The organism is Yoonia sp. (genome assembly GCF_046292185.1).
GTDB lineage: Bacteria > Pseudomonadota > Alphaproteobacteria > Rhodobacterales > Rhodobacteraceae > Yoonia.
On sequence record NZ_JBKBQY010000046.1, the window covers coordinates 1 to 25,443 of the forward strand.

26 protein-coding genes and 1 pseudogene are annotated in these 25,443 nt (G+C 60.9%); 14 read left to right on the top strand and 13 right to left on the bottom strand.

Going from position 1 to position 25,443, the window contains the following annotated elements; all coding sequences use genetic code 11:
* Positions 1–750: substrate-binding domain-containing protein (locus ACK4TM_RS09925; RefSeq protein ID WP_409700513.1), on the top strand; the 750-nt coding region annotated here is incomplete at its 5' end.
* Positions 751–773: 23 nt separating this feature from the next.
* On the opposite strand, the pseudogene ACK4TM_RS09930 reads toward ACK4TM_RS09925, so the two are convergent.
* Positions 774–1,539: pseudogene (locus tag ACK4TM_RS09930) on the bottom strand (TIGR00730 family Rossman fold protein).
* Between the two features lie 84 nt (positions 1,540–1,623).
* On the opposite strand from ACK4TM_RS09930, the gene dapD reads away from it, so the two are divergent.
* From dapD to ACK4TM_RS09945, 3 genes are read left to right on the top strand one after another with little or no spacing between them, the layout of a single operon-like run.
* Positions 1,624–2,451 (top strand): 2,3,4,5-tetrahydropyridine-2,6-dicarboxylate N-succinyltransferase, encoded by an 828-nt coding sequence (gene dapD / locus ACK4TM_RS09935; RefSeq protein ID WP_409700516.1) that lies wholly within the window; start codon positions 1,624–1,626, stop codon positions 2,449–2,451.
* A gap of 1 nt (position 2,452) precedes the next feature.
* Complete coding sequence (locus tag ACK4TM_RS09940) at positions 2,453–2,734, top strand: hypothetical protein (protein ID WP_409700519.1); 282 nt, start codon at positions 2,453–2,455, stop codon at positions 2,732–2,734.
* Positions 2,731–3,063, top strand: coding sequence for a hypothetical protein (locus ACK4TM_RS09945; RefSeq protein WP_409700522.1), 333 nt, complete (start codon positions 2,731–2,733; stop codon positions 3,061–3,063). Before ACK4TM_RS09940 ends, ACK4TM_RS09945 begins: the two co-directional genes overlap by 4 nt.
* Positions 3,064–3,100: 37 nt before the next feature.
* On the opposite strand, the gene ACK4TM_RS09950 is transcribed toward ACK4TM_RS09945, so the two are convergent.
* The 5 genes from ACK4TM_RS09950 to ACK4TM_RS09970 all read right to left on the bottom strand — a co-directional run bounded on the left by ACK4TM_RS09950 (position 3,101) and on the right by ACK4TM_RS09970 (position 7,919).
* Positions 3,101–3,967: a D-amino-acid transaminase gene (locus ACK4TM_RS09950; protein WP_409700524.1), complete on the bottom strand. Its 867-nt coding sequence runs from the start codon at positions 3,965–3,967 to the stop codon at positions 3,101–3,103.
* On the bottom strand, positions 3,964–4,923 hold the full coding sequence (gene dgcA / locus ACK4TM_RS09955) for an N-acetyl-D-Glu racemase DgcA (RefSeq protein WP_409700580.1): 960 nt from the start codon (positions 4,921–4,923) through the stop codon (positions 3,964–3,966). The genes ACK4TM_RS09950 and dgcA overlap by 4 nt, the downstream gene beginning before the upstream one ends.
* A gap of 58 nt (positions 4,924–4,981) precedes the next feature.
* Positions 4,982–5,983, bottom strand: coding sequence for an N-acetyltransferase DgcN (dgcN, locus tag ACK4TM_RS09960; RefSeq protein ID WP_409700527.1), 1,002 nt, complete (start codon positions 5,981–5,983; stop codon positions 4,982–4,984).
* A 225-nt stretch (positions 5,984–6,208) separates the two neighbouring features.
* A complete protein-coding gene (locus tag ACK4TM_RS09965) occupies positions 6,209–7,555 on the bottom strand; it encodes an ammonium transporter (protein ID WP_409700530.1) in 1,347 nt (448 codons plus the stop codon).
* A gap of 25 nt (positions 7,556–7,580) precedes the next feature.
* Positions 7,581–7,919 (bottom strand): P-II family nitrogen regulator, encoded by a 339-nt coding sequence (locus ACK4TM_RS09970; protein WP_409700583.1) that lies wholly within the window; start codon positions 7,917–7,919, stop codon positions 7,581–7,583.
* A 268-nt stretch (positions 7,920–8,187) separates the two neighbouring features.
* Here ACK4TM_RS09970 and ACK4TM_RS09975 point away from each other — a divergent pair, with 268 nt between their 5' ends.
* A complete protein-coding gene (locus ACK4TM_RS09975) occupies positions 8,188–10,350 on the top strand; it encodes a transglycosylase domain-containing protein (protein ID WP_409700534.1) in 2,163 nt (720 codons plus the stop codon).
* A 21-nt stretch (positions 10,351–10,371) separates the two neighbouring features.
* On the opposite strand, the gene ACK4TM_RS09980 is transcribed toward ACK4TM_RS09975, so the two are convergent.
* Positions 10,372–10,737, bottom strand: coding sequence for a hypothetical protein (locus tag ACK4TM_RS09980; protein WP_409700536.1), 366 nt, complete (start codon positions 10,735–10,737; stop codon positions 10,372–10,374).
* Positions 10,738–10,856: 119 nt separating this feature from the next.
* On the opposite strand from ACK4TM_RS09980, the gene ACK4TM_RS09985 reads away from it, so the two are divergent.
* Genes ACK4TM_RS09985 through ACK4TM_RS10015 form a run of 7 tightly spaced genes read left to right on the top strand, consistent with a single transcriptional unit; the run spans position 10,857 to position 17,501 of the window.
* Positions 10,857–12,593 (top strand): type I secretion system permease/ATPase, encoded by a 1,737-nt coding sequence (locus ACK4TM_RS09985; protein ID WP_409700539.1) that lies wholly within the window; start codon positions 10,857–10,859, stop codon positions 12,591–12,593.
* Positions 12,590–13,879 carry an HlyD family type I secretion periplasmic adaptor subunit gene (locus ACK4TM_RS09990; protein ID WP_409700542.1) on the top strand — a complete coding sequence of 430 codons (1,290 nt, stop codon included), beginning with the start codon at positions 12,590–12,592 and terminating at the stop codon, positions 13,877–13,879. The genes ACK4TM_RS09985 and ACK4TM_RS09990 overlap by 4 nt, the downstream gene beginning before the upstream one ends.
* Before the next feature lie 55 nt (positions 13,880–13,934).
* Positions 13,935–14,396, top strand: coding sequence for a RidA family protein (locus ACK4TM_RS09995; protein ID WP_409700545.1), 462 nt, complete (start codon positions 13,935–13,937; stop codon positions 14,394–14,396).
* Positions 14,393–15,145: a glycerophosphodiester phosphodiesterase family protein gene (locus ACK4TM_RS10000; protein ID WP_409700548.1), complete on the top strand. Its 753-nt coding sequence runs from the start codon at positions 14,393–14,395 to the stop codon at positions 15,143–15,145. Before ACK4TM_RS09995 ends, ACK4TM_RS10000 begins: the two co-directional genes overlap by 4 nt.
* A 31-nt stretch (positions 15,146–15,176) precedes the next feature.
* A complete protein-coding gene (locus ACK4TM_RS10005) occupies positions 15,177–16,358 on the top strand; it encodes a GNAT family N-acetyltransferase (RefSeq protein ID WP_409700551.1) in 1,182 nt (393 codons plus the stop codon).
* Positions 16,355–16,654 (top strand): 4a-hydroxytetrahydrobiopterin dehydratase, encoded by a 300-nt coding sequence (locus ACK4TM_RS10010; protein WP_409700553.1) that lies wholly within the window; start codon positions 16,355–16,357, stop codon positions 16,652–16,654. Before ACK4TM_RS10005 ends, ACK4TM_RS10010 begins: the two co-directional genes overlap by 4 nt.
* A 1-nt stretch (position 16,655) precedes the next feature.
* Positions 16,656–17,501 carry a mechanosensitive ion channel family protein gene (locus ACK4TM_RS10015; protein WP_409700556.1) on the top strand — a complete coding sequence of 282 codons (846 nt, stop codon included), beginning with the start codon at positions 16,656–16,658 and terminating at the stop codon, positions 17,499–17,501.
* Between the two features lie 30 nt (positions 17,502–17,531).
* Here ACK4TM_RS10015 and ACK4TM_RS10020 read toward each other — a convergent pair whose 3' ends face one another.
* Positions 17,532–18,023 (bottom strand): peroxiredoxin, encoded by a 492-nt coding sequence (locus ACK4TM_RS10020; RefSeq protein ID WP_409700559.1) that lies wholly within the window; start codon positions 18,021–18,023, stop codon positions 17,532–17,534.
* Positions 18,024–18,099: 76 nt separating this feature from the next.
* Between ACK4TM_RS10020 and ACK4TM_RS10025 the strand changes: the two genes are divergently transcribed.
* Both ACK4TM_RS10025 and rsmD read left to right on the top strand, forming a co-directional pair.
* Positions 18,100–19,314 (top strand): NAD(P)/FAD-dependent oxidoreductase, encoded by a 1,215-nt coding sequence (locus tag ACK4TM_RS10025; protein WP_409700562.1) that lies wholly within the window; start codon positions 18,100–18,102, stop codon positions 19,312–19,314.
* Complete coding sequence (gene rsmD / locus ACK4TM_RS10030; RefSeq protein WP_409700565.1) at positions 19,311–19,874, top strand: 16S rRNA (guanine(966)-N(2))-methyltransferase RsmD; 564 nt, start codon at positions 19,311–19,313, stop codon at positions 19,872–19,874. Before ACK4TM_RS10025 ends, rsmD begins: the two co-directional genes overlap by 4 nt.
* On the opposite strand, the gene ACK4TM_RS10035 is transcribed toward rsmD, so the two are convergent.
* From ACK4TM_RS10035 to accD, 5 genes are all read right to left on the bottom strand, one after another.
* Complete coding sequence (locus ACK4TM_RS10035; RefSeq protein ID WP_409700568.1) at positions 19,862–20,728, bottom strand: 4-(cytidine 5'-diphospho)-2-C-methyl-D-erythritol kinase; 867 nt, start codon at positions 20,726–20,728, stop codon at positions 19,862–19,864. The genes rsmD and ACK4TM_RS10035 overlap by 13 nt on opposite strands.
* The gene (locus tag ACK4TM_RS10040; RefSeq protein ID WP_409700571.1) at positions 20,715–22,406 is read right to left on the bottom strand and encodes a tetratricopeptide repeat protein; all 1,692 of its coding nucleotides are present in this window, start codon (positions 22,404–22,406) and stop codon (positions 20,715–20,717) included. The genes ACK4TM_RS10035 and ACK4TM_RS10040 overlap by 14 nt, the downstream gene beginning before the upstream one ends.
* Before the next feature lie 239 nt (positions 22,407–22,645).
* A complete protein-coding gene (locus ACK4TM_RS10045) occupies positions 22,646–23,128 on the bottom strand; it encodes a hypothetical protein (protein WP_409700574.1) in 483 nt (160 codons plus the stop codon).
* Between the two features lie 20 nt (positions 23,129–23,148).
* Positions 23,149–24,390, bottom strand: coding sequence for a bifunctional folylpolyglutamate synthase/dihydrofolate synthase (locus ACK4TM_RS10050; protein WP_409700586.1), 1,242 nt, complete (start codon positions 24,388–24,390; stop codon positions 23,149–23,151).
* Between the two features lie 29 nt (positions 24,391–24,419).
* Positions 24,420–25,361, bottom strand: coding sequence for an acetyl-CoA carboxylase, carboxyltransferase subunit beta (gene accD / locus ACK4TM_RS10055; RefSeq protein WP_409700577.1), 942 nt, complete (start codon positions 25,359–25,361; stop codon positions 24,420–24,422).
* Between the last annotated feature and the right edge of the window lie 82 nt (positions 25,362–25,443).

Sequence of the window (25,443 nt, forward strand, 5' to 3'; positions counted from 1 at the left end):
ATCTCTTCGGTCGCCGGGGCCCTGCGCGACACGCCTTACCACCTGATCGTCACGCCGTTCTTTCCCGATCAGGACCCGATGGAACCGGTGCGCTACATCGTCGAAAGCGGGTCCGCGGATGCGATCATACTGAACCAGATCAGGCCGGACGACCCGCGCGTCAATTACATGATGGAACGCCACTTTCCCTTTGCGACACACGGTCGTACTGACCGCGCCGGTCAGCACCCCTATTATGACTTTGATAATGAAGCCTTCGGCGCGATTGCCGCGCAGCGCCTGATCGCGCGCGGGCGCAAACATATTCTGCTGATCCCGCCACCGGTGGCGCATAACTACGCCCAGCACATGATCGCCGGGGTCAGCCGCTCGGTACAAGAGGGCGGTATAGACCTGACAATTTCCGACACCGTTTCCAGTGACAGCAAAAGCGCCGAGGTCGTGACCTTCATCCTTCGTATGCTGACGCGGGACCCAAAGATCGACGGCATCATCGTCGGGTCAACGACATCGGCGATGGGCGCGGTCTCTGCCATCGAACAATCCGGCAAGACCGTCGGAAAAGAGGTGGACCTTTTCGCGAAGGAGGCGGTGCCATTCCTGAAACTGTTCCGCGCCGATATTCTGACGCTGGCTGAAAAGATCGGGATCGCGGGCGAATTTCTGGCCAAGGCGGCAATTCAGGCAATTCGAAATCCCGATTTGCCGCCGATGCAGGCGCTTGAGACGCCTTCGGACGATCCGCTGTAACCCGGACAGATCGCTGGGCAGTGTTAACGCCCCGGGATCGCCCCGCGTTTGGTGCCCTTGCCGTGCCAGTTGTCGATGACATCCAACGCCTCTTCCGCAGTTTCGACAAAGCGGAACAGCGCCAGATCATCGTCTGAAATCGTGCCCGCATCGGCCAACGCTTCCCAGTTGATGATCTTTTCCCAGAACGCGCGCCCGAAAAGCAGGAACGGCACCTGCCCCATGCGCCCGGTCTGGATCAGGGTCAGCGCCTCGAAGGTTTCGTCCAGCGTGCCGAACCCCCCCGGAAACACACAGACGGCAGAGGCGCGCATCAGGAAGTGCATCTTGCGGATCGCGAAATAGTGGAAATTGAAACACAGATCCGGCGTGACATATTCGTTCGGCGCCTGTTCATGCGGCAGCACGATGTTCAGTCCGATGGAAACCCCACCCGCATCCTGCGCGCCGCGATTGCCCGCCTCCATCACGCCGGGGCCGCCGCCTGTGACGATCACGTCTTCGCCGCCACCCTTTTGCATCGACCGTTCCGTGATCAAGCGGGCGAATGCGCGCGCCACCGAACATGACCACGGTGGATTTGATCCCCGCTTCGTTCATCATCATTTCCGGTTTCAGTAATTCCAGCTGCAACCGGACGGGGCGCAATTCCTCGCGCAGCAGAAAGTCCTGATCCGCAAAGGCCAGCGCATAGGACGGCGCGCGGGTTTGTGGCGTGTCAGGGATCTGGCGTGCTGTCTCCTGATCTTGCTGGCTGTCACGAAACGGATGGCGGCGGTCGTCTTTCATAAATTCTTCCTCGCATTGCGCCCTCGGGCCGTTCCGGTCTATAGCCCATTGTAACCACAGACCACAGCTAAACCGGAGAATCCCATGTCGAATGCCGCCCTTGAGACCGCCATCGAAGCCGCCTGGGACGTGCGCGACACGATCACGTCCGACACAAAGGGCGAGGTCCGCGATGCGATTGAAACCACGCTGAACGCGCTGGACAGTGGCGCGTTGCGGGTGGCCGAGAAACAGGATGACGGGTCATGGCATGTGAACCAATGGGCGAAAAAGGCGGTGCTGCTGTCGTTCCGCCTGAATGACATGGAGCCGATTTCCGGCGGCAATGGCGGCAGCACATGGTGGGACAAGGTGCCATCAAAATTCGACGGCTGGACCGATGCAGACTGGCGTAAGGCCGGTTTCCGCGCCGTGCCCGGGTCCATCGTGCGCCGGTCGGCGTTCATCGGCAAGGGCGTGGTGCTGATGCCGTCCTTCGTGAACCTTGGCGCCTATGTCGATGAAGGCACCATGGTCGACGGTTGGGCCACTGTCGGGTCCTGCGCCCAGATCGGCAAGAACGTGCATCTGTCGGGCGGCGTCGGCATCGGCGGCGTGCTGGAACCGATGCAGGCGGGGCCGACGATCATCGAGGATAATTGCTTTATCGGGGCAAGGTCCGAAGTCGTTGAAGGCTGCATCATCCGTGAAGGGTCCGTGCTGGGCATGGGCGTGTTCATCGGCCAATCGACCAAGATCGTGGACCGAACCACCGGCGAAGTCACTTATGGCGAGGTCCCGCCCTATTCCGTCGTCGTCGCAGGCACGATGCCATCGACGAACGGCGTCAGCCTCTATTGCGCCGTGATCGTGAAACGCGTTGATGAAAAGACCCGGTCGAAGACAGGCATCAACGAATTGCTGCGCGACTAAGATGATCCTCAGCCGGATCATCGCCCGCCGCCGCATCGCTGCGGGCCGGCAACCCGGTTTCATCGCGGCATGGGGACCGGTGCTGGCTGATATCGCGATCATCGCGGCCCTGCTGGCGGTGCTTTGGCAACCGATCCTGACGGCGATCTATGTCGCGCATCTGCCGCTTTACGGGACCATTCTGGTCTTGTTGTTCACCATCTACCTGCCGTTCCAGATCGTCGTCGTCATATCGACGATCTGGGCCGTGAAATCCCGTTGGATCGAGGAAGACAGCAAATGACTGCCAAGGAAAGCCGCCAAAAGGTCTTCACCCTGCTGGTCGAGGTCGGGCGCAGCACCGATGATGGGTTGCCGGATGGCGCCACGGGGGCCGCGCTGATATGCTATGCGTCCGGCGTGGACGAGGCAGAGGCGGTGCGCGAAACCGTCGCGATTCTGAAACAGGCCGATCTCGCGCCGCTGGATGTGTCAGGTTACGGCACGCTGGACGAACGGCTGGCCGAGGGCCACGACATTCCCGATGAAGAACGCGCATTGATGCAGCGTGCGCTGGATGAAAACAGCGTCATCGTGGCCCAGATGACGCCGTTCTTCGACAAGGTGGATTAAAGCGTTTCGGGAAGACCTTCCCCGCGGGGAAGGTTTTTCACACCGCAGCCTTGCGGCTTTCCTCCAGATAAATCTCGCGCAGGCGGGCGGCGACTGGGCCCGGCGTGCCGGCACCGACAGCTTTGCCATCAACCTCGACCACAGGCATCACGAATTGGCTGGCAGAGGTGATGAACGCCTCGTCCGCCTCCTGCGCCTCTGCGATGGAAAAGCTGCGTTCCTCGACCTGCATCTGCGCCTCGCGCGCGAAGCGCAGGACGGCGGCGCGGGTGATGCCGTGGAGAATCTCATTGCCCAGATGCCGGGTGATGATCGTGTTGCCCTTGACGATATAGGCGTTGTTGGATGTGCCTTCGGTGACCATCCCGTCTTCGACCATCCAGGCATCATCGACGCCGGCGGCCTTGGCCATCATCTTGCCCATCGACGGGTACAGCAATTGCACTGTCTTGATATCCCGCCGCGCCCAGCGCTGATCGGCGACAGAGATCACCTTGATGCCAGTCTTCGCGGCAGGGCTGTTGGCAAGGCCGGGTTTGTTCTGGGTGAACAGCACGACGGTCGGGGTGCAGGTTTCAGGATCGGGAAAAACGAAGTCGCGATCACCGGGCGCGCCACGGGTGATCTGCAGATAGATCATGCCTTCTTCGATGCCGTTCAGCCGCACCAATTCACGATGAATGTCCAGCAGATCGGGCAGGCATTCGGGATGCGGCATGTCGAGTTCGCCAAGTGACCGTTCCAGCCGTTTGGCGTGACCGGCGAAATCGATCAGCTTGCCGTCCAGCACCGAAGTCACCTCGTACACGCCATCGGCCATCAGGAAGCCCCGGTCAAAGATCGAAATCGTGGCTTCATTTTCGGGCAGATAGGTGCCGTTGACGTAAACTGTACGCATGTTCATCCCCAAAGGTCGGCGGCGGGCGGATGCACGCCATTTTCATCAAATTGCAAAGGTGTTGCGCGGTCTTCGGCCAATAACAGCGGCCCGTCAAGGTCCGTAAATGCCACGCCTTGCGCCAGGATTGTCGCCGGGGCCATCGCCAAAGACGACCCGACCATGCAGCCGACCATGACGGCGTAGCCTTCGGCCTGCGCCTGCGCTTTCAGCGCCAGCGCCTCGGTCAGCCCGCCGGTCTTGTCGAGCTTGATATTGACCATGTCATATTTGCCGCGCAAGGCAGGCAGGCTGGCGCGGTCATGACAGCTTTCATCGGCGCAGACGGGTAAGGGGCGGGCGATTTCGGCCAGCATATCATCCGCCCCGGCAGGCAGGGGCTGTTCGACCATCTGCACACCAAGGCGGATCAGATGCGGGGCGAGGTCGGCGTAAACCTCTGCCGTCCAGCCTTCGTTTGCATCGACGATGATCCGGGCGTCGGGCGCGCCGCGCCGCACAGCCTCCAGCCGGATCATGTCATCGGGCGTGCCCAGCTTGATTTTCAGCAAGGGGCGATGGGCATTCTTTGCGGCCTGAGCCTGCATCGCATCAGGCGTATCCAGCGACAGGGTATAGGCGGTGATTTCCGGGCGCGGCGCAGGCAGGCCGAGCATATCCCAGACGCGATGGCCAGCCTTTTTCGCTGCATGGTCCCAGAACGCGCAATCCAGCGCGTTGCGCGCGGCACCGGCAGGCAGGGCGTCGGGCAGATCGGTCCAGCGGCCGCCAAACCCCTCGATCTGGGCGGCGACCGATTCCAGCGTTTCAGCATAGCGCGCATAGGGCACGCATTCGCCGCGCCCGACAAAGCCGCCATTAGCCAAGGTTACGGTCAGCACCCTGGCCTCGGTCCGCGAGCCGCGCGAGATGGTGAACACCTGCGCCAGCCGGAACACATCACGTGTCACATCGATCTTCATCATTGTCCGCGCCTGCATATCCCCGCGACAGGCGGGAGCTTTCGCCATACATCTAACATCACAATGCGACCAAAGCGTTAACCAACCGTTCGGCGCCCTGCCGGTAGGTATCCACCGTGGGCAGGCCCATCCGCTCCTCGACCTCGGCCATATAGGCAAAGGCCGCGTCCTCGGCCATGTGCTGGGTGTTGATCGACACGCCGACGACCTGACAGGCGGGGTTCGCGATACGCGCGATGGGCAGGACCATATCGCGCAATGCCTCCAGCGACGGCAGATCATAGCCGGGTAGCCCGCGCATATGCGTGCGGGTCGGCTCATGCGCGAGGATCAGCGCATCGGGCTGGCCGCCGTGTATCAGCGCCATGGTGACGCCGGAATAGGACACGTGGAACAGGCTGCCCTGCCCTTCGATATGATCCCAGTGATCGGGGTCATTGTCGGGGGTCAGATATTCGACCGCGCCAGCCATGAAATCGGCGATCACCGCATCCAGAGGCACACCGCCGCCGGTGATCAGAATGCCAGTCTGGCCAGTGGGGCGGAAGGTAGATTTCAGCCCGCGTTTCTGCATCTCGATATCCATGGCAAGGCCGGTATACATCTTGCCGACCGAACAATCTGTGCCGACCGCCAGACAGCGTTTGCCACTGCGCTTGACGCCATTGGCGATGGGATAGGCCACGGAGGGGACGCGCACGTCGAACAATGTCCGGTCATGGGCGCGCGCGACGGCGACCAGATCAGGCTCGTCCCGCAGAAGGTTGTGAAGTCCAGACGCGATGTCAAAGCCCATGGTCAGCGCCTCTGTCAGCACTTCTTTCCAGGCGGCAGAGATCACGCCGCCACGGTTGGCAACGCCGATCACCAGCGTTTTTGCGCCTGCGGCCCTGGCCTCTGCCAAAGTCATGTCGGTGATCCGCAGATCCGCACCGCAGCCCGGCATCCGGTATTGCCCGACTGCATTGTCAGGACGCCAATCCTTGATCCCCTGCGCGACCTTCGCGGCGAGTTGATCCGGCGCATCGCCGAGAAACAAAAGATATGGGGTCTGGATCATCGAAAAGCTCCGGTCAAAGGATGTGTGTTGAAGGGAGTATAGGGCGAACCTATCTGCATGTTCTTTGCAAAAACAGCGTGGATCGCGAAAATAGCTGATGTTTCTTGCGTCCAATGGGCATTGCACAAAAGGAAACGTCGTCGCCTGCAGGTCAGGACAGGTATTGCATAAAAAAAGCCCGGGCGCGCACGCCCGGGCAATTGGAATGGTCTGTCTGGCCCGGTATCAGCCTTTGGAGAATTCCGGATAGGCTTCCATCCCCAGCTCGGTCAGGTCGAGACCGGTGGTTTCGGATTCCGCACTGACGCGGATGCCCATCGTCATTTTGAAGATGTACCAGACGATGATCGACACAACGAAGGTGAACACACCGTAAGCGACGATCCCGGTCAACTGGGTCATCAGGCTTACTTCGGGGTTGTAGAAGACCACGGCGATGGTGCCCCAAATCCCTGCGAACAGGTGGACAGGGATTGCGCCGACAACATCGTCGATCTTGAACTTGTCCAGCATTGGCACTGCAAAGACCACGATCAGGCCACCGACAGCACCAATCCACAGCGCACCGAACAATGTTGGGTAGAGCGGTTCTGCCGTGATCGCGACCAGACCTGCCAGCGCGCCGTTCAGCACCATGGTCAGATCGACCTTTTTGTACAGCAGTTGTGTCAGGATCAGCGCTGTCACCGCACCGGCAGAGGCTGCCATGTTGGTGTTCGCAAAGATCCGGCCCACATCGGTGATGTCACCGACAGTCCCTGCCGCCAACTGCGAGCCGCCGTTGAAACCGAACCAACCCAGCCACAGGATGAACGTGCCCAGTGTCGCCAGTGCAAGGTTGGAACCGGGCATCGGGTTGACGCGGCCATCCTTGTATTTGCCCAGACGTGGACCCAGCACGATGGCACCGGCCAGAGCAGCCCAGCCACCGACGGAGTGCACGACAGTCGAACCGGCGAAGTCGGAGAAGCCCATTTCGGACAGCCAGCCGCCACCCCACTGCCAGGACCCGGAGATCGGGTACATGAAACCGGTCAGCACAACGACGAAGGCGAGGAAGGGCCAAAGTTTAATCCGTTCAGCCAGCGCACCGGAAACAATGGATGCGGTCGCCGCGACGAACATCAGCTGAAAGAAGAAGTCGGAGGCGACGGATGCATATTCCAGATCTGCATCGGCAGCGCCCAGACCCACGGCCTCGAGCACGGTGATGTCGAAGAAACCGCCGACATAGCCGTTGAAACCATCACCTGGATACATCAGATTGAAGCCGACCAGCCAATACATGATGCCTGCAATCGAAAACAGCGCGATATTCTTGGTCAACTGCGTGGTGACGTTCTTGGACCGGACCAGACCGGCCTCCAGCATGGTGAAACCTGCTGCCATCCAGAACACCAGAAAGCCGCCCACAAGGAACAGCAGGGTGGTCATGATATAGGGGCCGATTTCGTCAAATGATGGCGCGACCTCTGCGATGTCTTCGACAGCTTCGACCGCTTCCTGCGCGAAGCCGATGACCGGAAGCAGCGGGAGCCCTGCCCCTAGTGTGATTAGTTTTTTCATATTCATCGATTTTTTCCTCGTTACGCCGCGATCAAAGCGCGTCATCATTGGTCTCGCCGGTGCGCACCCGCAGGGCGCTCTGCACGTCGAGCACGAAAACCTTGCCGTCGCCGATCTTGTCGGTCTTGGCGGTAGTGGCGATGGTGGAAACCACCTGATCGGCCATGCTGTCCGGCACGACGATCTCCAGCTTTACCTTGGGCACGAAATTCACAGCATACTCCGCACCGCGATAGATTTCGGTATGGCCAGACTGCGATCCGAACCCCTTGATTTCTGACACCATCATTCCGCGTACGCCCACGGTGGTCAGCGCTTCGCGCACCTCCTCGAGCTTGAACGGCTTGATTGTTGCAATGATGAGTTTCACGTTCTTCCCCTCGCAATTGACTGCGAAACCGCCCAGCCTGGCGTTCGCTTGCAGCACCTAAAGAACGCGGCACTGCAGCATGAGCAAGGTTTTGCTCATGCGTGGCTTACCTCTCAGCAAGGGTATTTGCACAAATTTTACACAAATTAATCATCTTGCATCATTTATAGGCAGATCAAAAAATGCTCAGCGCGACTCATCTGGCTCTACAATCGCTTGCGATCTGCTATGTTGTGGCAAAACGAATGCACAAACAGTCGAGCGGATCATGAGTGGCAACGATAAACGACGGACACCGTTGGTGGCCGAAAGGCGCTATAAGGGCACGGCAGCACCAAAAAAGCCCGCCCCAAAGAAGGTCGCCGCGAAACCGGCGGCCCGGCGCAGGCAGGCACCCAAGCGTGGGAAACCACGCGGGCTGATAGGCTGGATTCTGTGGCCTTTCGCCGCCATTATCCGGCTCATCTGGACTATCACCTGGCGGCTGGGGCTGGTCGCGACCGTGGTTGTCGGTGGTATTTCCTTATACTTTGCGTCTCAGATGCCGCCCGTCGAACAGATCATCGACCAGCGCGCTCGTGGTTCTGTCACGATGACCGATCTGGCTGGCGAAACCTTTGCCTGGCGCGGTGATCAGTTCGGCGGCATGGTGACCGCCCGCACGGTGTCCCCGCATCTGCATAATGCTGTGATCGCGGTCGAAGACCGGCGCTTTTATGGCCATTTCGGGCTGTCGCCGCGCGGTATCGCCTCCGCTGTCCGTATCAATATGGCGGCAGGCCGCCATCCTTTGTCGGGCAACGGCGGGTCCACGATTACACAACAGACAGCCAAACTGCTATGCCTTGGTGTGCCCTATAACCCTAGTTCGTGGGAATCAGAGGCCGCATATGAGGCGGATTGCCGCCGTTCGACGCTTGCGCGCAAAGCCCGAGAGGCGTTTTACGCCATCGGCATGGAGATTGCCTATACCAAGGAAGAGATCCTGACGGTCTATCTGAACCGCGCTTATCTGGGTGCAGGGTCGCGCGGGTTCGAAGCTGCGGCAAACCGTTACTTCGGCATCTCGGCCGCAGAGGTCAATCCAGCGCAGGCTGCCATGTTGGCGGGCCTGCTGCAGGCACCGTCGACACTGGCCCCGACGGCCAATATCGAACGGTCGCGCGCGCGGGCGGCTGTCGTTGTTGGGCTGATGCAAGATCAAGGGTTTCTGACCGCCGCCGAGGCCAGCGATGCCATCGCCAACCCCGCCGCGCTGTCGCGCGCGGCAGAGGCACGGGCCGGTGGATTCTTTGCCGATTGGGTCATGGAAAGCGGGCCGGAATTCTTTACCCGCAACACGACCGAAGACGTCATCATCCGCACAACGCTGGACCAGCGTATCCAGCGCGCGGCGGAAGAGGCGCTGATCTCCGTCTTTGAAAATCAGGTTGCCGAAGGATCGGACGCGCAGGCGGCGATCGTGGTGATGTCCGCGGACGGGGCGGTGCGCGCCATGGTCGGTGGCCGCAATATCCGCGCGACGGGGGCGTTCAACCGCGCAACGCAGGCCCTGCGCCAGACCGGTTCTGCCTTCAAACCGTTCATTTTTGCCGCAGCGCTTGATCTGGGCATGTCGCCTTATGCGATGGTGAATGACACACGCACCTGCTGGCGGGTGCGCGGATCACCCGAATGGTGCCCGGAAAATTACGACCGCACGTTCAAGGGTCCGGTAACGCTCGTGCAGGCCCTTGCGGAAAGCCGCAACGTCCCGACGATCCTGCTGTCGGAAGACGTGGGTCGCGAATTCGTGCGCAATGTCGCCAATGGTTTCGGGCTTCAGGGCGATCTGGCTGTCGGGCCCGCGCTGGCGCTGGGCGTGTCGGAAAGCACCTTGCTGAACATGACGGGGGCCTATGCCGGCATCCTGAATGGCGGATCGCAGGTTACGCCCTACGGCCTGACGGACCTGCGGATTCAGGGCGACAATGAATTGCTGATGGATTCGCAGGGCGCGGGCATCGGCAACAGGATCATCAGCGAACACGCATCACGCCAATTGACCTGGATGATGACCAAGGTCGTCGAGGAAGGCACCGGACGCCGCGCGCAGATTCCCGGCTGGGAAATCGCGGGCAAGACCGGCACGACGAATTCGTCGCGCGATGCTTGGTTTGTCGGCTTTACCGGCGAATATGTGACCGGGGTCTGGATGGGCTATGACAACAACACCCCGTTGCGCGGAGTGACGGGCGGTGGCCTGCCCGCCGAAATCTGGCGCGAGACCATGGTCCGCGTGCTGGAAGGGCGCACGCCGGTGCCCTTGCCATTGATGGCGCCGCAGTTCAGCGCGCCTCTCGGCGTGCTCGAAAGTCACGGCGGCGAGGTGGTGGATGACGATATCATCCGGCTGCTGGATGTATTGACAAGCGGGTCCGCGACGAACTGACACTGGTGCGGGGGCGCGCGTTCAGGGCGCGCCTTCCTCACACAAGCTATACACAAACACGTAGCCATCCCAGATCATGTAAAGCCCGCTGCCGTCCGGTGTCGGCATCAACATGGCACGTTCGGTCCATTGTTCCCCCCCGGCGGCGCATTCCATCGTATAAAGCGTGGCATTCATCCCGTTCACATCGACCGGGCGCGTCATGTTGCATTGGGTTTCCACCCCGTAAAAGATGCCAGAGGCGATACGGACCGACCCGCCATTCACGCCGATCAACGCACATTCGGCATTGGACGTCTGGCGGTAGACACCGTCGTATGGCCCGGCAAGCAAAGTTGCGGGCAACAGGCAAAGGGCGGGCGCAAAAAGGGTTGCAAAGCTTTTCATCCCTTTTTCATGCGGCAATTCGCGCTTTTGTTCAACCGTTTGCAGTATCCCGCGTTAACCCGGCTTTCATGCGTCGCGGGCTATGAAGATGCGTCAGGGCAAGGGGCAAGCCGCGCAAAATGGATCATCCGGTCAGAAAAGGTCAGGCAGAATTGCGCGCCGTGCAGGCGGAAAGCAGGGCGCTGTGTGGCGTTGTCTGCATCCTGAGCCTTTTCGTCAATCTGCTGATGCTGACTGGGCCTTTGTATCTGCTCAACGTCTATGACCGCGTGCTCAACGCGCGGTCGGTGGAAACGCTGGTCGCGCTGACCGGGCTGATGGCGCTGTTGTTCGCAATCATGGGTGTGCTTGATCATGTCCGCAGCCGGATCATGGCGCGGATCGGCGCGCGGTTCCAGACGCGGCTGGACGGGCGTGTTTTTGATGCGGTGCTGCGGTCATCCTCTTTGCAGCGCGCCTCGCCCGCGGCGGCCACCGGTCTGGCCGATCTGGAAGCGGTGCAGCGCCTGATTACATCGCCCGCCCTGATGGCGGTCTTCGATCTGCCATGGGTGCCGTTGTTCTTCGCCGGGATCTGCATCTTTCATCCGCTGATGGGCGTGCTGGCCGCCGCAGGGATCGTGGTGCTGATCTGCCTTGCCATGCTGAACCGCGCCTGCAGCCGCATGCCACTGCAGGCGGCCAATGCCGCGTCTGTCGTCGCTGAGCGGATCGGTGGCCAAATCCGGGCGGAACGTGACACTGTTCAGGCGCTGGGCATGCGCCACCGCGCTTGTGCGCATTGGCAAGAACCGCGCACCGCGGCGCTTGCGGCGAGTATCAGCGCCGCTGACACGGCGGGCAGCTATGGCGCGGTCACGCGGTCTTTCCGGCTGTTTTTGCAGTCGGCCATGTTGGGGCTGGGGGCCTATCTGGTGTTGCAGGGGCAATTGTCGCCCGGCGCAATGATCGCGGCGTCAATCCTGCTGGGTCGCACCCTGGCCCCGGTGGAAACCATCATGGGCCAATGGGGCCTGTTCCAGCGCGGACGGGAGGGGTGGCGCAACCTTGCCGCATTGCTTGGCCATCTGCCGCCGGACAAAGGCCGGACAGGGCTGCCCAGACCACAGGCGCGGCTCAACGCGGAACATGTCAGTGTCGTGCCACCGGGCGAAAGCCACGCCGTTTTGCGGATGATCAGCTTTGACATTCTGCCCGGACAGGCCGTCGGCGTCATTGGCCCCTCGGGCGCGGGTAAATCCACGCTGGCGCGCGCGCTGACGGGTGTCTGGCAACCGGTGGCGGGGCAGATCAGGCTGGGCGGGGCCGCGCTGGACCAGTATGATCCGGATGTTCTGGGCCAGCATATCGGCTATCTGCCGCAACGGATGGCATTGTTCGACGGCACGGTCAGGGACAATATCGCGCGGCTGACGCAGCCCCCCGATGACGCAAAGGTCGTGCAGGCCGCGCAAAAGGCGGCGGCGCATGACATGATCCTGACACTGTCCGACGGTTATGACACGATGATCAATGCCGATGGCAAGTCCCTGTCCGGCGGGCAGATCCAGCGGATCGGTCTGGCGCGCGCCCTTTATGGCGATCCTATCATGCTGGTGCTGGATGAACCGAATGCCAGCCTCGACCATGACGGGACATGCGCGCTCAATAGGGCGGTCCGCGATTTCAAGGCGGCGGGGGGCATCGTGCTGATCATGGCGCACCGGCCCGCCGCGATTCAGGAATGTGATCTGCTGCTCGTGATCGACAAGGGGATGCGCCGCGCTTTTGGCCCCAGGGACAAGGTCCTGGCTGAGATGGTCCGGACTCAGGGCCAGCCCACGGACAGGCTGGCGAAAGCGGCGGGCATGGCATGACCCCCTGGCCGGTGCGGCGGTATATTCTGATCGGGCTTGCCGCGCTTGCCCTGCTGATCGGTGGCGTCGGTAGCTGGGCCGTCATGGCGCAGATCGACGGCGCGGTAATCACCGGCGGCCAAATCGCGGTGGAACGCAACCGCCAGATTGTGCAGCATCCCGTTGGCGGAGTCGTCGCCGAGATTTTCGTCACCGAAGGTTCCCATGTCGCAGCGGGCGATCTGCTGATCAGACTAGATGCTCACGATCTGCAATCGGAACTGTCCGTCGTCGAAGAGCAATTGATCGAAATTCTGGCCCGCCGCGCCTTGCTGGAGGCCGAGCGCGATAAGGCGACGGCGCTGCGGTTTCACCCGATCCTGCTGCAAACTGAAAGGCCAGAGGCCGCGACAATGATGCAGCTGCAGGAGCAGCTTTTCGCGGCAAGGCGCGACACCTACGAAAAATCCGCAGCGCAGTTGACGCAACAACACGCGCAGATCGCAAGCCAGATCAACGGGATCACCGCGCAACAAGATGCGCTGACGATCCAACGCAATCTGATCAGCCATGAACTGAATGATCAGCAAAGCCTGCTGGATCGCCAGTTGGTGCAAGCCAGCCATGTGCTTGCCCTACAACGCGCGCAGGCCGATCTGTTGGGCCGCGCCGGTGAACTGACAGCGCGCGCAGCACAGGCTGCCGAACGCATGACCGAAATTGATATTGCGCTGCTAGGACTGGCATCGTCACGGCGTGAAGAGGCGATCACCCGCCTGCGTGATCTGCATGCCACCGAGCGTGACCTGACCGCGCGACGCGCGACGGTGTTACGGCAACTGAACCGGCTGGATATCCGCGCGCCGGTGGCGGGCACGGTTTACGGGATGGCGGTTTTTGCCCGACGATCCGTCATTTCGCCTGCCGATCCCATCCTGTTCCTGATCCCGCGGCACCGCCCCTTGATTGTCACCACGCAAGTGCCGGCCACCGAAATCGACCAGTTTTTTATCGGGCAGCCTGTCACCCTGCGGCTGTCCGCCTTTGACCGGCGGCAAACGCCGTACCTGACCGGCACTGTCAGTTTGCTGTCTGCTGACGCGTTTCAGGACGACAGGTCGGGCCTTTCCCATTACCGCGCCGAGGTGCAGTTGAACGCCGCTGAGGCGCAGAACCTGACTGCCACGCTGACCCTTTTGCCGGGAATGCCGGTGGAGGTTTACGCGCAGACCGGCACGCGCAGCCCGCTCCGTTACCTGACCAAACCGTTCACGGATTATTTCGCGCGCGCTTTGCGTGACGGATGATTGCACCGCGTCGCTTTGCCCGCTAGCGTCCGCCCGAACAACCAAGGAGACAGACATGAGCGTGATCGAAACCCGTCTTGCCGAACTGGGCGCAACCCTGCCCGACGCCCCTGCCCCGGCGGCAAATTATGTCCCTTTCGTGCAGACCGGCAATCTGGTGCATGTGTCGGGCCAAATCTCTGCGGGGGCTGACGGGATGATCAAGGGCAAACTGGGCGATGATCTAGATGCCGAAGCAGGTGCCGCTGCGGCCAAGGCCTGTGCTGTCAGCCTGCTGGCGCAGCTGAAGGTCGCTTGTGGCGGCGATATCGACCGGCTGGTGCGGGTGGTCAAATTGGTGGGTTTCGTCAATTCGACCCCCGATTTCGTCGATCAGCCCAAGGTGATCAACGGTGCCTCGGATTTTATGGTCGCCGCTTTGGGTGACAAGGGACGTCATGCGCGGTCTGCCGTCAGTGCGGCCAGCCTGCCATTCGGCGTCGCGGTCGAGATCGAAGGCATATTCGAGATCGCATGATGCTGCCTGACGCCTTTCTTGCCCGTCCGATTGCCCACCGCGCCTTGCATGATCGCAAGGCGGGGCGGGTGGAAAATTCCCTCGCGTCGATCACGGCGGCGATGGATGCCGGGTATGGCATTGAAATGGATGTGCAGTTGTCCATTGACGGCCATGCGATGGTGTTTCACGACGACATGCTTGACCGGCTGACAGCGCAGACAGGTCCTGTGCGGGCACGCAGTCGGGCCGATCTGGAAAAGATCGCACTGACAGATGACGCAGGCACGATCCCGACGTTGGACGATGTGCTGGCACTGGTTGCCGGACGCGTCCCGCTGCTGATTGAAATCAAGGATCAGGATGGCAATATGGGTCCCGCTGTCGGCCTGCTGGAGGAAGCGACCTGTCAGGCGCTGGCCGGTTATCGCGGCGATGTGGCGCTGATGTCGTTCAATCCCCATAGCATGGCGGCGTGCCGGACTTTCGCCCCTGACATTCCGCGCGGATTGGTGACATCGGGCTATAATCCAATGTTTTGGCCGGAACTGACGCCCGCGACCTGCGGCCACCTGCGCGCGATCCCGGATTATGACCGAGTCGGTGCCTGTTTCATCAGCCACGAAGCCACTGATCTGGACCGCGCCCGCGTGGCCGAGATCAAGGCGACAGGTGCCCCAATTTTGTGCTGGACCATCCGATCTGCCGAAGCGGAGGCAAAGGCACGCCAGATCGCGGATAATGTGACGTTTGAGGGGTATCTGGCTTGACGTCAGCCCGTGGCCGTCCAGTTAGGTGATCATGGATGACACCATCGCCATTACCGCCCATGCCAGCATCAGCGACATCATCGCCGCTGATTGGGACAGCTGCGCCTGCCCAGAGGCGAGCGATGGCAGACCGGATGACCCGTTCACAACGCATCGTTTTCTCAAGGCGTTGGAGGACAGTGGCAGCGTCGGCCCCGGCACCGGCTGGCAGCCAAGGTATCTGACCGCGCAGCAGGACGGACAGATGATCGCGGCAACCCCGCTTTATGCAAAGGGGCATAGTCAGGGCGAATATATCTTTGATCACAACTGGGCACATGCCTATGAAAACGCGGGCGGGCGCTATTATCCCAAGCTGCAGATTGCCGTGCCTTTCACGCCCGCCACGGGACGGCGGTTTCTGACCAGACCAGGGTATGAGGCGATTGGCATGTCGGCGCTGATTCAAGGTGCTGTGCAGATCGCCGCGGACAACCAGCTATCGTCGCTGCACGCCACATTCTGCACCGAGGCCGAGGCGCTGGCAGGTGAGGAAATGGGGCTGCAAGCGCGGGTCGGTCAGCAATTTCACTGGGTCAATGAAGGCTACCGCAGTTTCGATGACTTTCTGGCCAACCTGTCCAGCCGCAAGCGCAAGAATATCCGCAAGGAACGCGCGACGGCGCAGGGTTTTGGCGGCAAGATCGTGGCGCTGACGGGGGACCAGATCGCGCCACAGCATTGGGACGCGTTCTGGGAATTCTATCAGGACACCGGCAACCGCAAATGGGGCACACCCTATCTGACGCGGCAGTTTTTCGCATTGGCGCACCAGCATCTGCGTGACGATATTCTGATGGTGCTGGCGATCCGTGACGGCAGGCCTGTGGCGGGCGCGTTGAATTTCATCGGACGCGAAACGCTTTATGGCCGCTACTGGGGTTGCACCGAACACCACGCCTGCCTGCATTTTGAATTATGTTATTATCAGGCGATCGACTTTGCGATCGCCCAACGCATGCAAAGGGTCGAGGCGGGCGCGCAGGGTGAACACAAGCTGGCGCGCGGTTATCTACCGGTGCCGGTGCATTCGCTGCATTGGTTCGCCGATGCCGGGTTCCGTGATGCGGTGGGCCGGTATCTGCTGGCAGAACGCGAAGCGGTGGATCACGAAATCGAGGTACTGACCAGCTATGGTCCGTTCCGCAAATCCCACAGAGAGGAACAACAATGACCGATCAACTGACGCAGGCAGAACGCGACGCGGATCTAGCACCACTGCTGGCCAAAGGGTGGACCATGGTGGACGGACGCGACGCCATTCACAAGAAATTCAGCTTTGTCAATTTCGTCGAAGCCTTTGGTTTCATGACGAAGGTTGCCCTTTATGCCGAAAAATGGAATCACCACCCCGAATGGTCGAACGTCTACAAGACGGTCGAAGTGACGCTGACAACCCATGATGCGGGCGGTCTGTCGGCACTGGATGTAAAACTGGGCGCCAAGATCGATACGCTCGCCGGGGGTTAAATTGGAAAACTTGTTAACGACGGAAATCATCAACGAACGCACTCTGGCCGATCTTCTGACGCTGGAATTTCTGGTCTCGATCTTTAGCAGCGTGCTGGGTGCCATCGTGATCCTGATCGCGGGTTTCATCATCGGTGGCTGGCTGCGCACTCGGGTCGTGCGCGTCGGGCAGATGAACCGGCATCTGGATGACACGCTCTTTGCATTTCTTGGAAATATCGTCCGATATGTTGTCATCGGCTTTGCGTTTCTTTTCGTTCTCAACACCTTCGGGGTGCAGACGACATCCTTTATCGCCGTCATCGGTGCTGCCGGTCTGGCAATCGGTCTGGCCCTGCAAGGCACATTGTCCAACATCGCGGCGGGGGTGATGATCGTGTTTTTCCGCCCGATCAAGCTGGGTGATTTTGTCGAGGTCAACGGCCAGATGGGCACGGTGAAAGAGATCAACCTGAACTTCATCGAAATGGCTAATCTGTCGAATGTGCAGGTCATCATTCCCAACAGCCAGGTCTGGGGGAATACGATTGTGAATTATTCGGTCTATGACAGCCGCCGGGCGGAATGGACCTTTGGCGTGGGCTATGGCGCGGATCTGAAGCTGGCAGAAGAAACGATCCGTGAAACGATCCTGTCCGATCCACGGGCGCGCACTGAACCCGCGCCGTTTATTCAGGTCAATAATCTGGGCGATTTTTCTGTCGATTTTCTGGTGCGGGTCTGGTGTGCCAGCGGCGATGTCTTTCAGTTTCAGGCTGATATGAAGCGACAGGTGAAAGAGGCGCTGGACAAGGCCGGGGTCGATATCCCGTTCCCGACGCGCACGTTGATCAGCGCGGCGGAATGAAACGGGCGGCCCCTTGGCCGCCCGGTTTTATCAGTCCAGTTCCGCCAGCAAGGTTTCCCCGGCGGAAATTTCGCATTGGCCGGGCCCTGCTTCTTCGTTCAGGATCTTAACCACGCCGTTTTCGACCAGCATGGAATAGCGCTTGGACCGGTTCACGAAGCCCACGGGCGCTGCGCTGAAATCCATGCCGATGGCGGTGGTGAATGTGCTTTCCGGATCGGCGAGCATGGTGATCCCGGTCTCTGTCGCGCGGGTGCTTTCGCCCCATGCTTTCATCACGAACGGATCGTTGACCGAGACGCAGATGATCTCATCCACGCCTTTGGCTTTGAATTCGTCGTATGTGACCATGAAGCTGGGCACATGGGCCGTGGTGCAGGTGCCGGTAAAAGCGCCGGGCAGGCCAAAGATCACGACCTTGCGGTCTTTCAGTTTGTCGGAAAGCATGACGGGCTCTGGCCCGTTGTCGCCCATCTGCAGGAAAGTCGCGTCTGGTAGTGTATCGCCTGTCTTGATTGTCATGGCTATCGCCCCTTCTTCGCGTTGTGTCGTCGCAGGCTTCCCATATAGAGTGCCGCAAAACAAGTAGGGGAATGTCATGACGCATGTGGTGGTGGTAGGTGCCGGGCAGGCCGGTGCGGCGCTGGTGGCGAAATTGCGCGCAGAAGGTTTTGCCGGTGCCATCACCCTGATCGGTGCCGAAAAGGTCCCGCCCTATCAGCGCCCGCCCTTGTCAAAGGCCTATCTGCTGGGCGATCTGGCGCAGGAACGGCTGTATCTGCGCCCGGTCGCGTTTTATGCCGATCAGGGTATCACCCTGCGTCTGGATACCCGCGTCGTCGCGATTGACCGGGCGGCGCGGACCATCACCCTGACAGGGGAAGAGGTGCTGCCATATGACGCGCTGGTGCTGACCACCGGGGCGCATCCGCGCACCTTGCCTGCGTCAACTGGTGGCATGCTGGACGGCGTCTATGCGATGCGCGATCTGGCCGATGCCGATGCCCTGGCACCGGAACTGGTGGCAGGGCGCAGGGTTCTGATCATCGGCGGCGGCTATATCGGGCTGGAGGCGGCGGCGGTCGCGGCCAAGCGCGGGCTGCATGTCACGCTGGTTGAAATGGCAGACCGCATTCTGCAACGGGTGGCCGCGCCGCAGACATCCGATTACTTCCGCGCCTTGCACCGGACGCATGGGGTGACGATCCGCGAAGGTGTCGGGCTGGACCGTTTGCTGGGCGATACACGCGTTGCCGGCGCACGCCTGACCGATGGGTCCGAACTGGCGGTGGATTTCGCCGTCGTCGGCGTCGGGATCACCCCTGCGACGATCCTTGCCGACAGCGCGGGTCTGGATGTGGAGAATGGCATCACAACCGATAGCCATGGCCGTACATCTGATCCGCATATCTGGGCTGCGGGGGATTGTGCGTCCTGTCTGTTCCACGGCAACCGCATCCGGCTGGAAAGCGTCGGCAATGCGATCGATCAGGCAGAGGCGGTGGCGCTGAACATCATGGGCCGCGATCTGCCCTATCAGCCGAAACCGTGGTTCTGGTCAGATCAATATGATTGCAAGCTGCAGATCGCGGGCCTGAACACCGGCTATACCGATGTCTATACCCGCCTCGGCGATGCCGCCGGTGCGCAGTCGCATTGGTATTATCGGGGCACCGACCTGCTGGCCGTTGATGCGATGAATGATCCGCGCAGTTTCATGATCGGCAAGCGATTGATCGAGGCTGGGCGCAGCCCTGCCCCGGCCCTGATCGCCGATCCTGCGACTGACATGAAGGCCTTGCTTGCCGCATGAGGATCATCGCAGGCACCCATCGCGGCACCCGGCTGGCCGAGCTTGGCCAAGGTGACGAGGCCGCCCATCTGCGCCCGACCAGCGACCGGGTCCGCGAGAGCCTGTTCAACGTCCTGCAAGGCGGGCGCTATGGCGATCCGGTCCGGGGCGCGCGGGTGCTTGATCTGTTCGCCGGCACAGGTGCGCTGGGGCTGGAGGCTTTGTCGCGCGGTGCGGTCCATGCGACGTTCGTGGACAACGGGCGTGTGGCGCAGGGCCTGATCCGCGCCAATATTGCCAAGTTGGGCAGGCAGAAGGACACAACGCTGATCACGAGCAGCGCCATGGCCCTTCCGCCCGGTGCCCCATGCAATCTGGTATGTCTGGACCCGCCTTACGGGCTGGGTCTGGGACATACCGCACTGGAGGTCGCCGTGCGTCAGGGCTGGGTCGCACAAGGTGCCCTGATCGTCTGGGAAGAGGCACGGGCACAGATGGCCCCCGCTGGTTTCACCGTGGCGGATCAGCGCCGATACGGCGAAACATGGGTCACGCTTTTACGCAGCGATCAGGCGGGCTGAAGCAAGGCCGCAGGGGCCACCCACCAGTTCATATGCGCGACCTGAAGCCGGCGGGCGACTTGCCGCGCGGTTGCCATATCCTTGACCAGCCCGAAACAGGTGGCACCTGACCCTGACATCCCGGCATAGCTGACGACAGCCTGCGATTGCAGCGCCTCAAGCGCCTCGCTGATCGGTGGCGCGATGCACTGCGCCGCGTTTTGCAGGTCATTTCGCTGTGCGGCGAGCCAGGCGGCAAAGCCTTCGTAATCCAGCCCCTCCGGCAGATCATCCATGGCGCTGCCATCGCGGCTGGCGAGCCCTTTAAACACATCCGCTGTCGGCACGTCCACTGGCGGGCGCACCAGCACCATTGCGCAATCGGGCAGGCGTGTGACCGACGACAGCGTCCCGCCAATCCCGGTCATGCGGGTCGGGGCGGGTGCGTTCAGGCAGACTGGCACATCCGCGCCCAGCGCCACAACCTCTGGCGCGTCGGTGGCCAGAGGGGCGACTTTCCACAGGTCTGCCAGCATCGCCAGCGTCAGCGCGGCATCGGATGACCCGCTGCCGATCCCGGCGGCATGCGGCAGGTGTTTTTCCAGCGTGAGCGCTGCACCCAGTTCAACGCCCCGCGCCTGTTGCAGGGCCAGCGCTGCGCGCATCATCAGATTGCTGTCATCCGCAGGTACGCCTGGTGAAAACGGGCCGCTGACATTGATTCGCAGTTCCGGGGCAATCGTCGCCGTCAACTGGTCGCAGACGCCTGCGAAGACCACCAGAGAATCCAGCAGATGATAACCATCATCGCGCTGCCCGGTGACATGCAGGGTCAGATTAACCTTTGCGGGGGCTGTGGCTTTAATCGTCGCCATGGGCGACCTCGATCGGATCTGCGCCTTCGTCCTGCAGCACAAGATCAAGCCCACGAGATAATTTATCGCGGATCCGCGATGCCTCGGTATCTTCGGGATCAAAGGATAAGGCGCGCTGCCATTGGAACCGTGCCTCTGTATAGCGCCCGACGGCCCAATAGGCATCACCCAGATGATCGTTGATCACCGGATCGACCGGTTCCAGCGATGCGGCCTGTTCCAGATAACCGACGGCCTTGTCATATTGCCCCAGTTGGAACAGCACCCAGCCAAGCGAATCCACAATCGCCCCGCTGTCGGGGCGCGCGGCGACCGCTGTCTGGATCATGCCAAGCGCTTCATCCAGTTTTTCACCGCGTTCGACCAGCGAATAACCCAGATAGTTCAGCACCTGCGGCTGCTCAGGCTGCAGGGCAAGCGCGGCGCGAAAATCGGCTTCGGCTTCTGGCCAGATATCAAGCTGATGGTTCGCGATACCACGGGTGTAATAGACGACCCATTTCGCGGGCGCAGCATCGTCATATAGCGCAAGGGCGCGGCTATAGGCCTCTTTGGCGTCCTGCATCCGATCGGCCTGCCGCAGCACATCGCCTTTGCTGGCGAAGACCTCGGGCAGAGCGGGATAGCTGCGCGCCAGCGCATCGAATACTTCAATCGCGGCGTCGAATTTGCCCGCGGCGCGCAGCACGTCCGCCCGGCCTATTTCAGCAGCGGGAAAGGATGGATCATCACGCGGCACGGTCGCATAGGCGGCATTGGCAAGTTCATATTGCCCCAAACCTTCGAGCAAGGCCGCCGTCATCAGCACCGCCGGTGTCTTTTCCGGCGCAAGATAGGATGCGGCCCGCGCGAAAAGCAGCGTATAGGCATCAGGCGCATCGGCCTGCACCAGACCGGCGACGAGGTGATAAAGATCCGCAAAACCGGCGACGGGGGTCGCGACGGCGGCATAAGGCAGGGCCGATCCCGCCTCCAGCTCGTCGCGAATCCAGGACAGACCGGGGTCAAGCTGGACCCCAAAGACGCCGTCCAGCAGTTGGATCGCCGCATCGTTGCGGTCAAGCTGGCTGAGGATTTCGATATGGGCGATGGCGCTTTGACGGCTGTATTGCATATCGGTACGGCTAGAGAACAACGCTTCTGCCGTATCAAAATCGCCGACAGAGGCCAGCGCATAGGCCTTGTGCGTCAAACCATAGATTGCCAGACCCTCGGTTTCGATGACCTGATCGAATTGCGCCAGCGCACGGCGGATGTTGCCATTGCCCATATGCGCCCAAGCTTGGGTCAGCCCGTCCACCAGGGGACCGATGGACCGCCCACCTTCCAGTGCATCGAAGATACCGTCCCAATTGCCTGATCTTGCATCCGCGACATTGATGACCAGATCGGCGATCTGGCTGGCATGGCCCTGAGCGACGATTTCGCGCGCCAGTGTTTCGGCCGGTTCAAACTGGCCCAGTGCCACATAGGCGGCCAGCGCATTTTCCAGCAGATAGGGATTTTCAGGATCGCCCTGCAGCGCCTTGGTGAAATAACGCACGCCTGCGGCAAAGTCATTATCGTTGCTGGCCTGACGCCCTGCAAGATAGGCGCCGAAATCCGCCTGTGCCAGAACAGGGGCGGCGGGGGCCAGCATCATGGCGATCACACCAGCGGACAGAGTTTTGCGGAACACGGTCAGACATACCTTTCAGGATTTCGGTGTCAGGCTAGCTGGTGACTGGCTTGCTTGCAAATGCGGCAAAGGGTCAGCAGCGGATCGCTGCCAAGTTCCGGTTCAAAACACAAACCGGCAGGCCCGAAAGCCTGCCTGTCCGCCCGCCCACTGCCCGGCTGCGCCTATTTATTATGGCGCTTCGCGTTGAAATGACCTTAGGCGATGAAGTGATTCGCAGTCAAGTGACTGATTCGCACTTAGCTCGTCGGCGCGTAAATTTCGCAGATCGGGCTGACAGGTGTCGGGCTTACCAGAAACGGCGTTTCAGGGGGCATTCCGCTGTCTTCGATCCAGACACCATTCAGGCAGAAATCCTGCGCATAATTGCCCAGATTGAACCCGAACCCCGGATTGCCGCAATCATCGGCATTCCCGCCCGCGTTCCAGGCCTGACTGACGCCGAGGCCAACCTGCTCGGGCGTATAGAAAAATCCGCCCGCCGGATCGAAATGCAGAACCCAGGGGGTGGTTTCGTCACGCATCGCCAGGTCCCATTTACCGATCAAGGCGCCATCCAGATAGCCCGCGATCCGGAATTCGGTCACGTCACTTTCTGTCACCAGTGGTTGTGACATGGCTTCGGGCGCGACGGTCATCTGCCCGGTCATGGTATAGCCATTGGCGCCTTCCCAGCAGAAATAGAAATCGACTGCATGTGCCTGCGTGCCAATTAGTGCCAAGGCAGTTGCAAAGCTCCGGATCATTGACTGTTCTCCCTGATGACATGACCTGCAAGATAAAGCGATCCGCAGATCAGGATGCGGGCCTGCGGCGTGGTCTTGCGGATCGCTATTATTGCGTCCTGCACACTGGTCGCAGTCGTGGCGGGCAGACCGACCTGTGTCGCAAAGCGCGCGGTATCTTCGGCGGGGATCGTATTCGCCTCGCCCGGGATCGACACGGCGGTCAGGCTTTCGGCGCCTTCTGCCAATGGCCGCAGGTAGCCCGCAATATCCTTTGTGTTCAGCATCCCGCAGATCAGATGCGTCGGGCGTGCGCTTTGTGTGCGAAGGGTCGCCGCAAGTGCCGCCCCCGCCGCCGGATTATGCCCCCCATCCAGCCACAATTCCGCGGGTGCCGCCAGATCGACCAGAGTGCCTTTGGTCAGTTTCTCCATCCGCGCGGGCCAGTAAGCGCGGGTCACTGCCGCCTCGCAGGCGGCTTCATCCTTGCCGAGGTAGCGCAAGGCGGCGATGGCGCTGCCTGCGTTCATCACCTGATGCGGGCCGGGCAGATTGGGTACAGGCAAATCCAGCAGACCGTGATCGTCCTGATAGATCAGGCGATTGCGTTCTGCGCTGATATGCCAGTGTTGGCCATAGGCAAGCAGGGGTGCGCCCAGCCGGGCCGCGACGCCTGCGATCACATCCATGCTTTCGTCATGCTGTGGGCCGACGACGCAAGGCACGCCGCGCTTGATGATCCCAGCCTTTTCGGCGGCGATGGCTGCCAGCGTGTCCCCGAGATAGCTTTGATGGTCCAGATCGACCGGGGTGATGATGCTCAACGCGGGTTTTGCGATGACATTGGTGGCGTCAAGCCGTCCGCCAAGGCCCACCTCCAGCAAAGTATAATCTGCGGGCGTTTCAACAAAGGCGATCAAGGCCGCCACCGTCGTAATCTCGAAATAGGTGATCGGATCGGTGCCATTGGCATTGTAGCAACGGTCAAGGACATAGGTCAGCGCGGGTTCGGAAATCAGATCGCCGGCCAGCCTAATCCGTTCATGAAACCGCGCCAGATGCGGCGATGTATAGGCATGCACGCGCGCCCCGCCCTGTTCCAGCCCCGCACGGATCATCGCCTGCGTCGACCCTTTGCCGTTGGTCCCGGCGATATGGATCACGGGCGGCAGATGATCCTGCGGATTGCCGACAGCTTCAAGCAGGCGCCAGACCCGGTCCAATGTCAGGTCGATGACCTTGGGATGCAGCGCCATCATCCTTTCAAGGATAACGTCAGAGCCTTTGGTCACTTTTCCGCTTCCACCGCAGGTGCGGGTGCTTGGTCGGGGATGATTTCAGGTTCCAGCGTCGGCGGAGGCAAATCGCCTTTCACAGGCGGGGGCTGTCTGGTCAGCAGACGCATGATCGTGACCAGTTCATCCTTCAGATCGGTGCGCTTGGTCACCCGGTCCAGCATACCGTGATCCAGCAGATATTCGGCGCGCTGGAATCCTTCGGGGAGTTTTTCGCCGATGGTCTGTTCGATCACCCGCGCACCGGCGAAACCGATTAGCGCATTGGGCTCCGCGATCTGCACATCGCCCAGCATCGCGTAGGATGCCGTGACGCCGCCCGTGGTCGGATGGGTCAGCACGACGATATAGGGCAAGCCCGCCTCTTTCAGCATCTGCACCGCAATCGTGGTGCGCGGCATCTGCATCAGGCCAAGGATACCTTCCTGCATGCGTGCGCCACCTGCGGCGGAAAACAGGATCAAGGGGCGTTTGAGTGTGATCGCGCGTTCAGCCGCCGCGACAATGGCATTGCCGACATACATCGACATCGACCCGCCCATAAAGGAAAAATCCTGCACGGCGACGACAACCCCGGTACGGCCCATGTCACCCTCGGCCACCAGCATCGCATCTTTCTCGCCGGTTTTCTTGCGCGCTTCGCGGATGCGGTCGGTGTATTTTTTCTGATCGCGGAAATGCAGCGGATCAACGACAGGGTCCGGCACCGCGATTTCGACAAAGACGCCGCCGTCAAACAGGGACGCCAGCCTTTCGCGCGCGCCAATCGGCATATGATGGCCGCAATTGGTGCAGACATTCAGGTTATCGGCCAGTTCCCGGTGAAACAGCATGGTTCCGCATTCGGAACATTTGGTCCACAAATTCTCGGGAACTTCGCGGCGCGAGAACAACGAGTTGATCGTTGGGCGAACGTAATTGGTGATCCAGTTCATAGGCGACCTTTTGGTTGACCCTTGTCAGATATGACCATGCGTCAGAAAATGCAATCAACGCCTGATCGCGATCCTTGCCGCC

Excerpts from the sequence above, each read along its gene's own strand:
- rsmD (WP_409700565.1), top strand. The coding sequence starts at position 19,311 with ATGAGGATCATCGCAGGCACCCATCGCGGCACCCGGCTGGCCGAGCTT.
- ACK4TM_RS10025 (WP_409700562.1), top strand. The coding sequence starts at position 18,100 with ATGACGCATGTGGTGGTGGTAGGTGCCGGGCAGGCCGGTGCGGCGCTG.
- ACK4TM_RS09990 (WP_409700542.1), top strand. The coding sequence starts at position 12,590 with ATGACCCCCTGGCCGGTGCGGCGGTATATTCTGATCGGGCTTGCCGCG.
- ACK4TM_RS10020 (WP_409700559.1), bottom strand. The coding sequence starts at position 18,023 with ATGACAATCAAGACAGGCGATACACTACCAGACGCGACTTTCCTGCAG.
- accD (WP_409700577.1), bottom strand. The coding sequence starts at position 25,361 with ATGAACTGGATCACCAATTACGTTCGCCCAACGATCAACTCGTTGTTC.
- ACK4TM_RS09975 (WP_409700534.1), top strand. The coding sequence starts at position 8,188 with ATGAGTGGCAACGATAAACGACGGACACCGTTGGTGGCCGAAAGGCGC.
- ACK4TM_RS10000 (WP_409700548.1), top strand. The coding sequence starts at position 14,393 with ATGATGCTGCCTGACGCCTTTCTTGCCCGTCCGATTGCCCACCGCGCC.
- ACK4TM_RS09965 (WP_409700530.1), bottom strand. The coding sequence starts at position 7,555 with ATGAATATGAAAAAACTAATCACACTAGGGGCAGGGCTCCCGCTGCTT.
- ACK4TM_RS10005 (WP_409700551.1), top strand. The coding sequence starts at position 15,177 with ATGGATGACACCATCGCCATTACCGCCCATGCCAGCATCAGCGACATC.
- ACK4TM_RS09980 (WP_409700536.1), bottom strand. The coding sequence starts at position 10,737 with ATGAAAAGCTTTGCAACCCTTTTTGCGCCCGCCCTTTGCCTGTTGCCC.
- ACK4TM_RS10050 (WP_409700586.1), bottom strand. The coding sequence starts at position 24,390 with ATGATGGCGCTGCATCCCAAGGTCATCGACCTGACATTGGACCGGGTC.
- dgcA (WP_409700580.1), bottom strand. The coding sequence starts at position 4,923 with ATGAAGATCGATGTGACACGTGATGTGTTCCGGCTGGCGCAGGTGTTC.
- ACK4TM_RS10010 (WP_409700553.1), top strand. The coding sequence starts at position 16,355 with ATGACCGATCAACTGACGCAGGCAGAACGCGACGCGGATCTAGCACCA.
- ACK4TM_RS09940 (WP_409700519.1), top strand. The coding sequence starts at position 2,453 with ATGATCCTCAGCCGGATCATCGCCCGCCGCCGCATCGCTGCGGGCCGG.
- ACK4TM_RS09945 (WP_409700522.1), top strand. The coding sequence starts at position 2,731 with ATGACTGCCAAGGAAAGCCGCCAAAAGGTCTTCACCCTGCTGGTCGAG.
- dgcN (WP_409700527.1), bottom strand. The coding sequence starts at position 5,983 with ATGATCCAGACCCCATATCTTTTGTTTCTCGGCGATGCGCCGGATCAA.
- dapD (WP_409700516.1), top strand. The coding sequence starts at position 1,624 with ATGTCGAATGCCGCCCTTGAGACCGCCATCGAAGCCGCCTGGGACGTG.
- ACK4TM_RS10035 (WP_409700568.1), bottom strand. The coding sequence starts at position 20,728 with ATGGCGACGATTAAAGCCACAGCCCCCGCAAAGGTTAATCTGACCCTG.
- ACK4TM_RS09995 (WP_409700545.1), top strand. The coding sequence starts at position 13,935 with ATGAGCGTGATCGAAACCCGTCTTGCCGAACTGGGCGCAACCCTGCCC.
- ACK4TM_RS09950 (WP_409700524.1), bottom strand. The coding sequence starts at position 3,967 with ATGAACATGCGTACAGTTTACGTCAACGGCACCTATCTGCCCGAAAAT.
- ACK4TM_RS09985 (WP_409700539.1), top strand. The coding sequence starts at position 10,857 with ATGGATCATCCGGTCAGAAAAGGTCAGGCAGAATTGCGCGCCGTGCAG.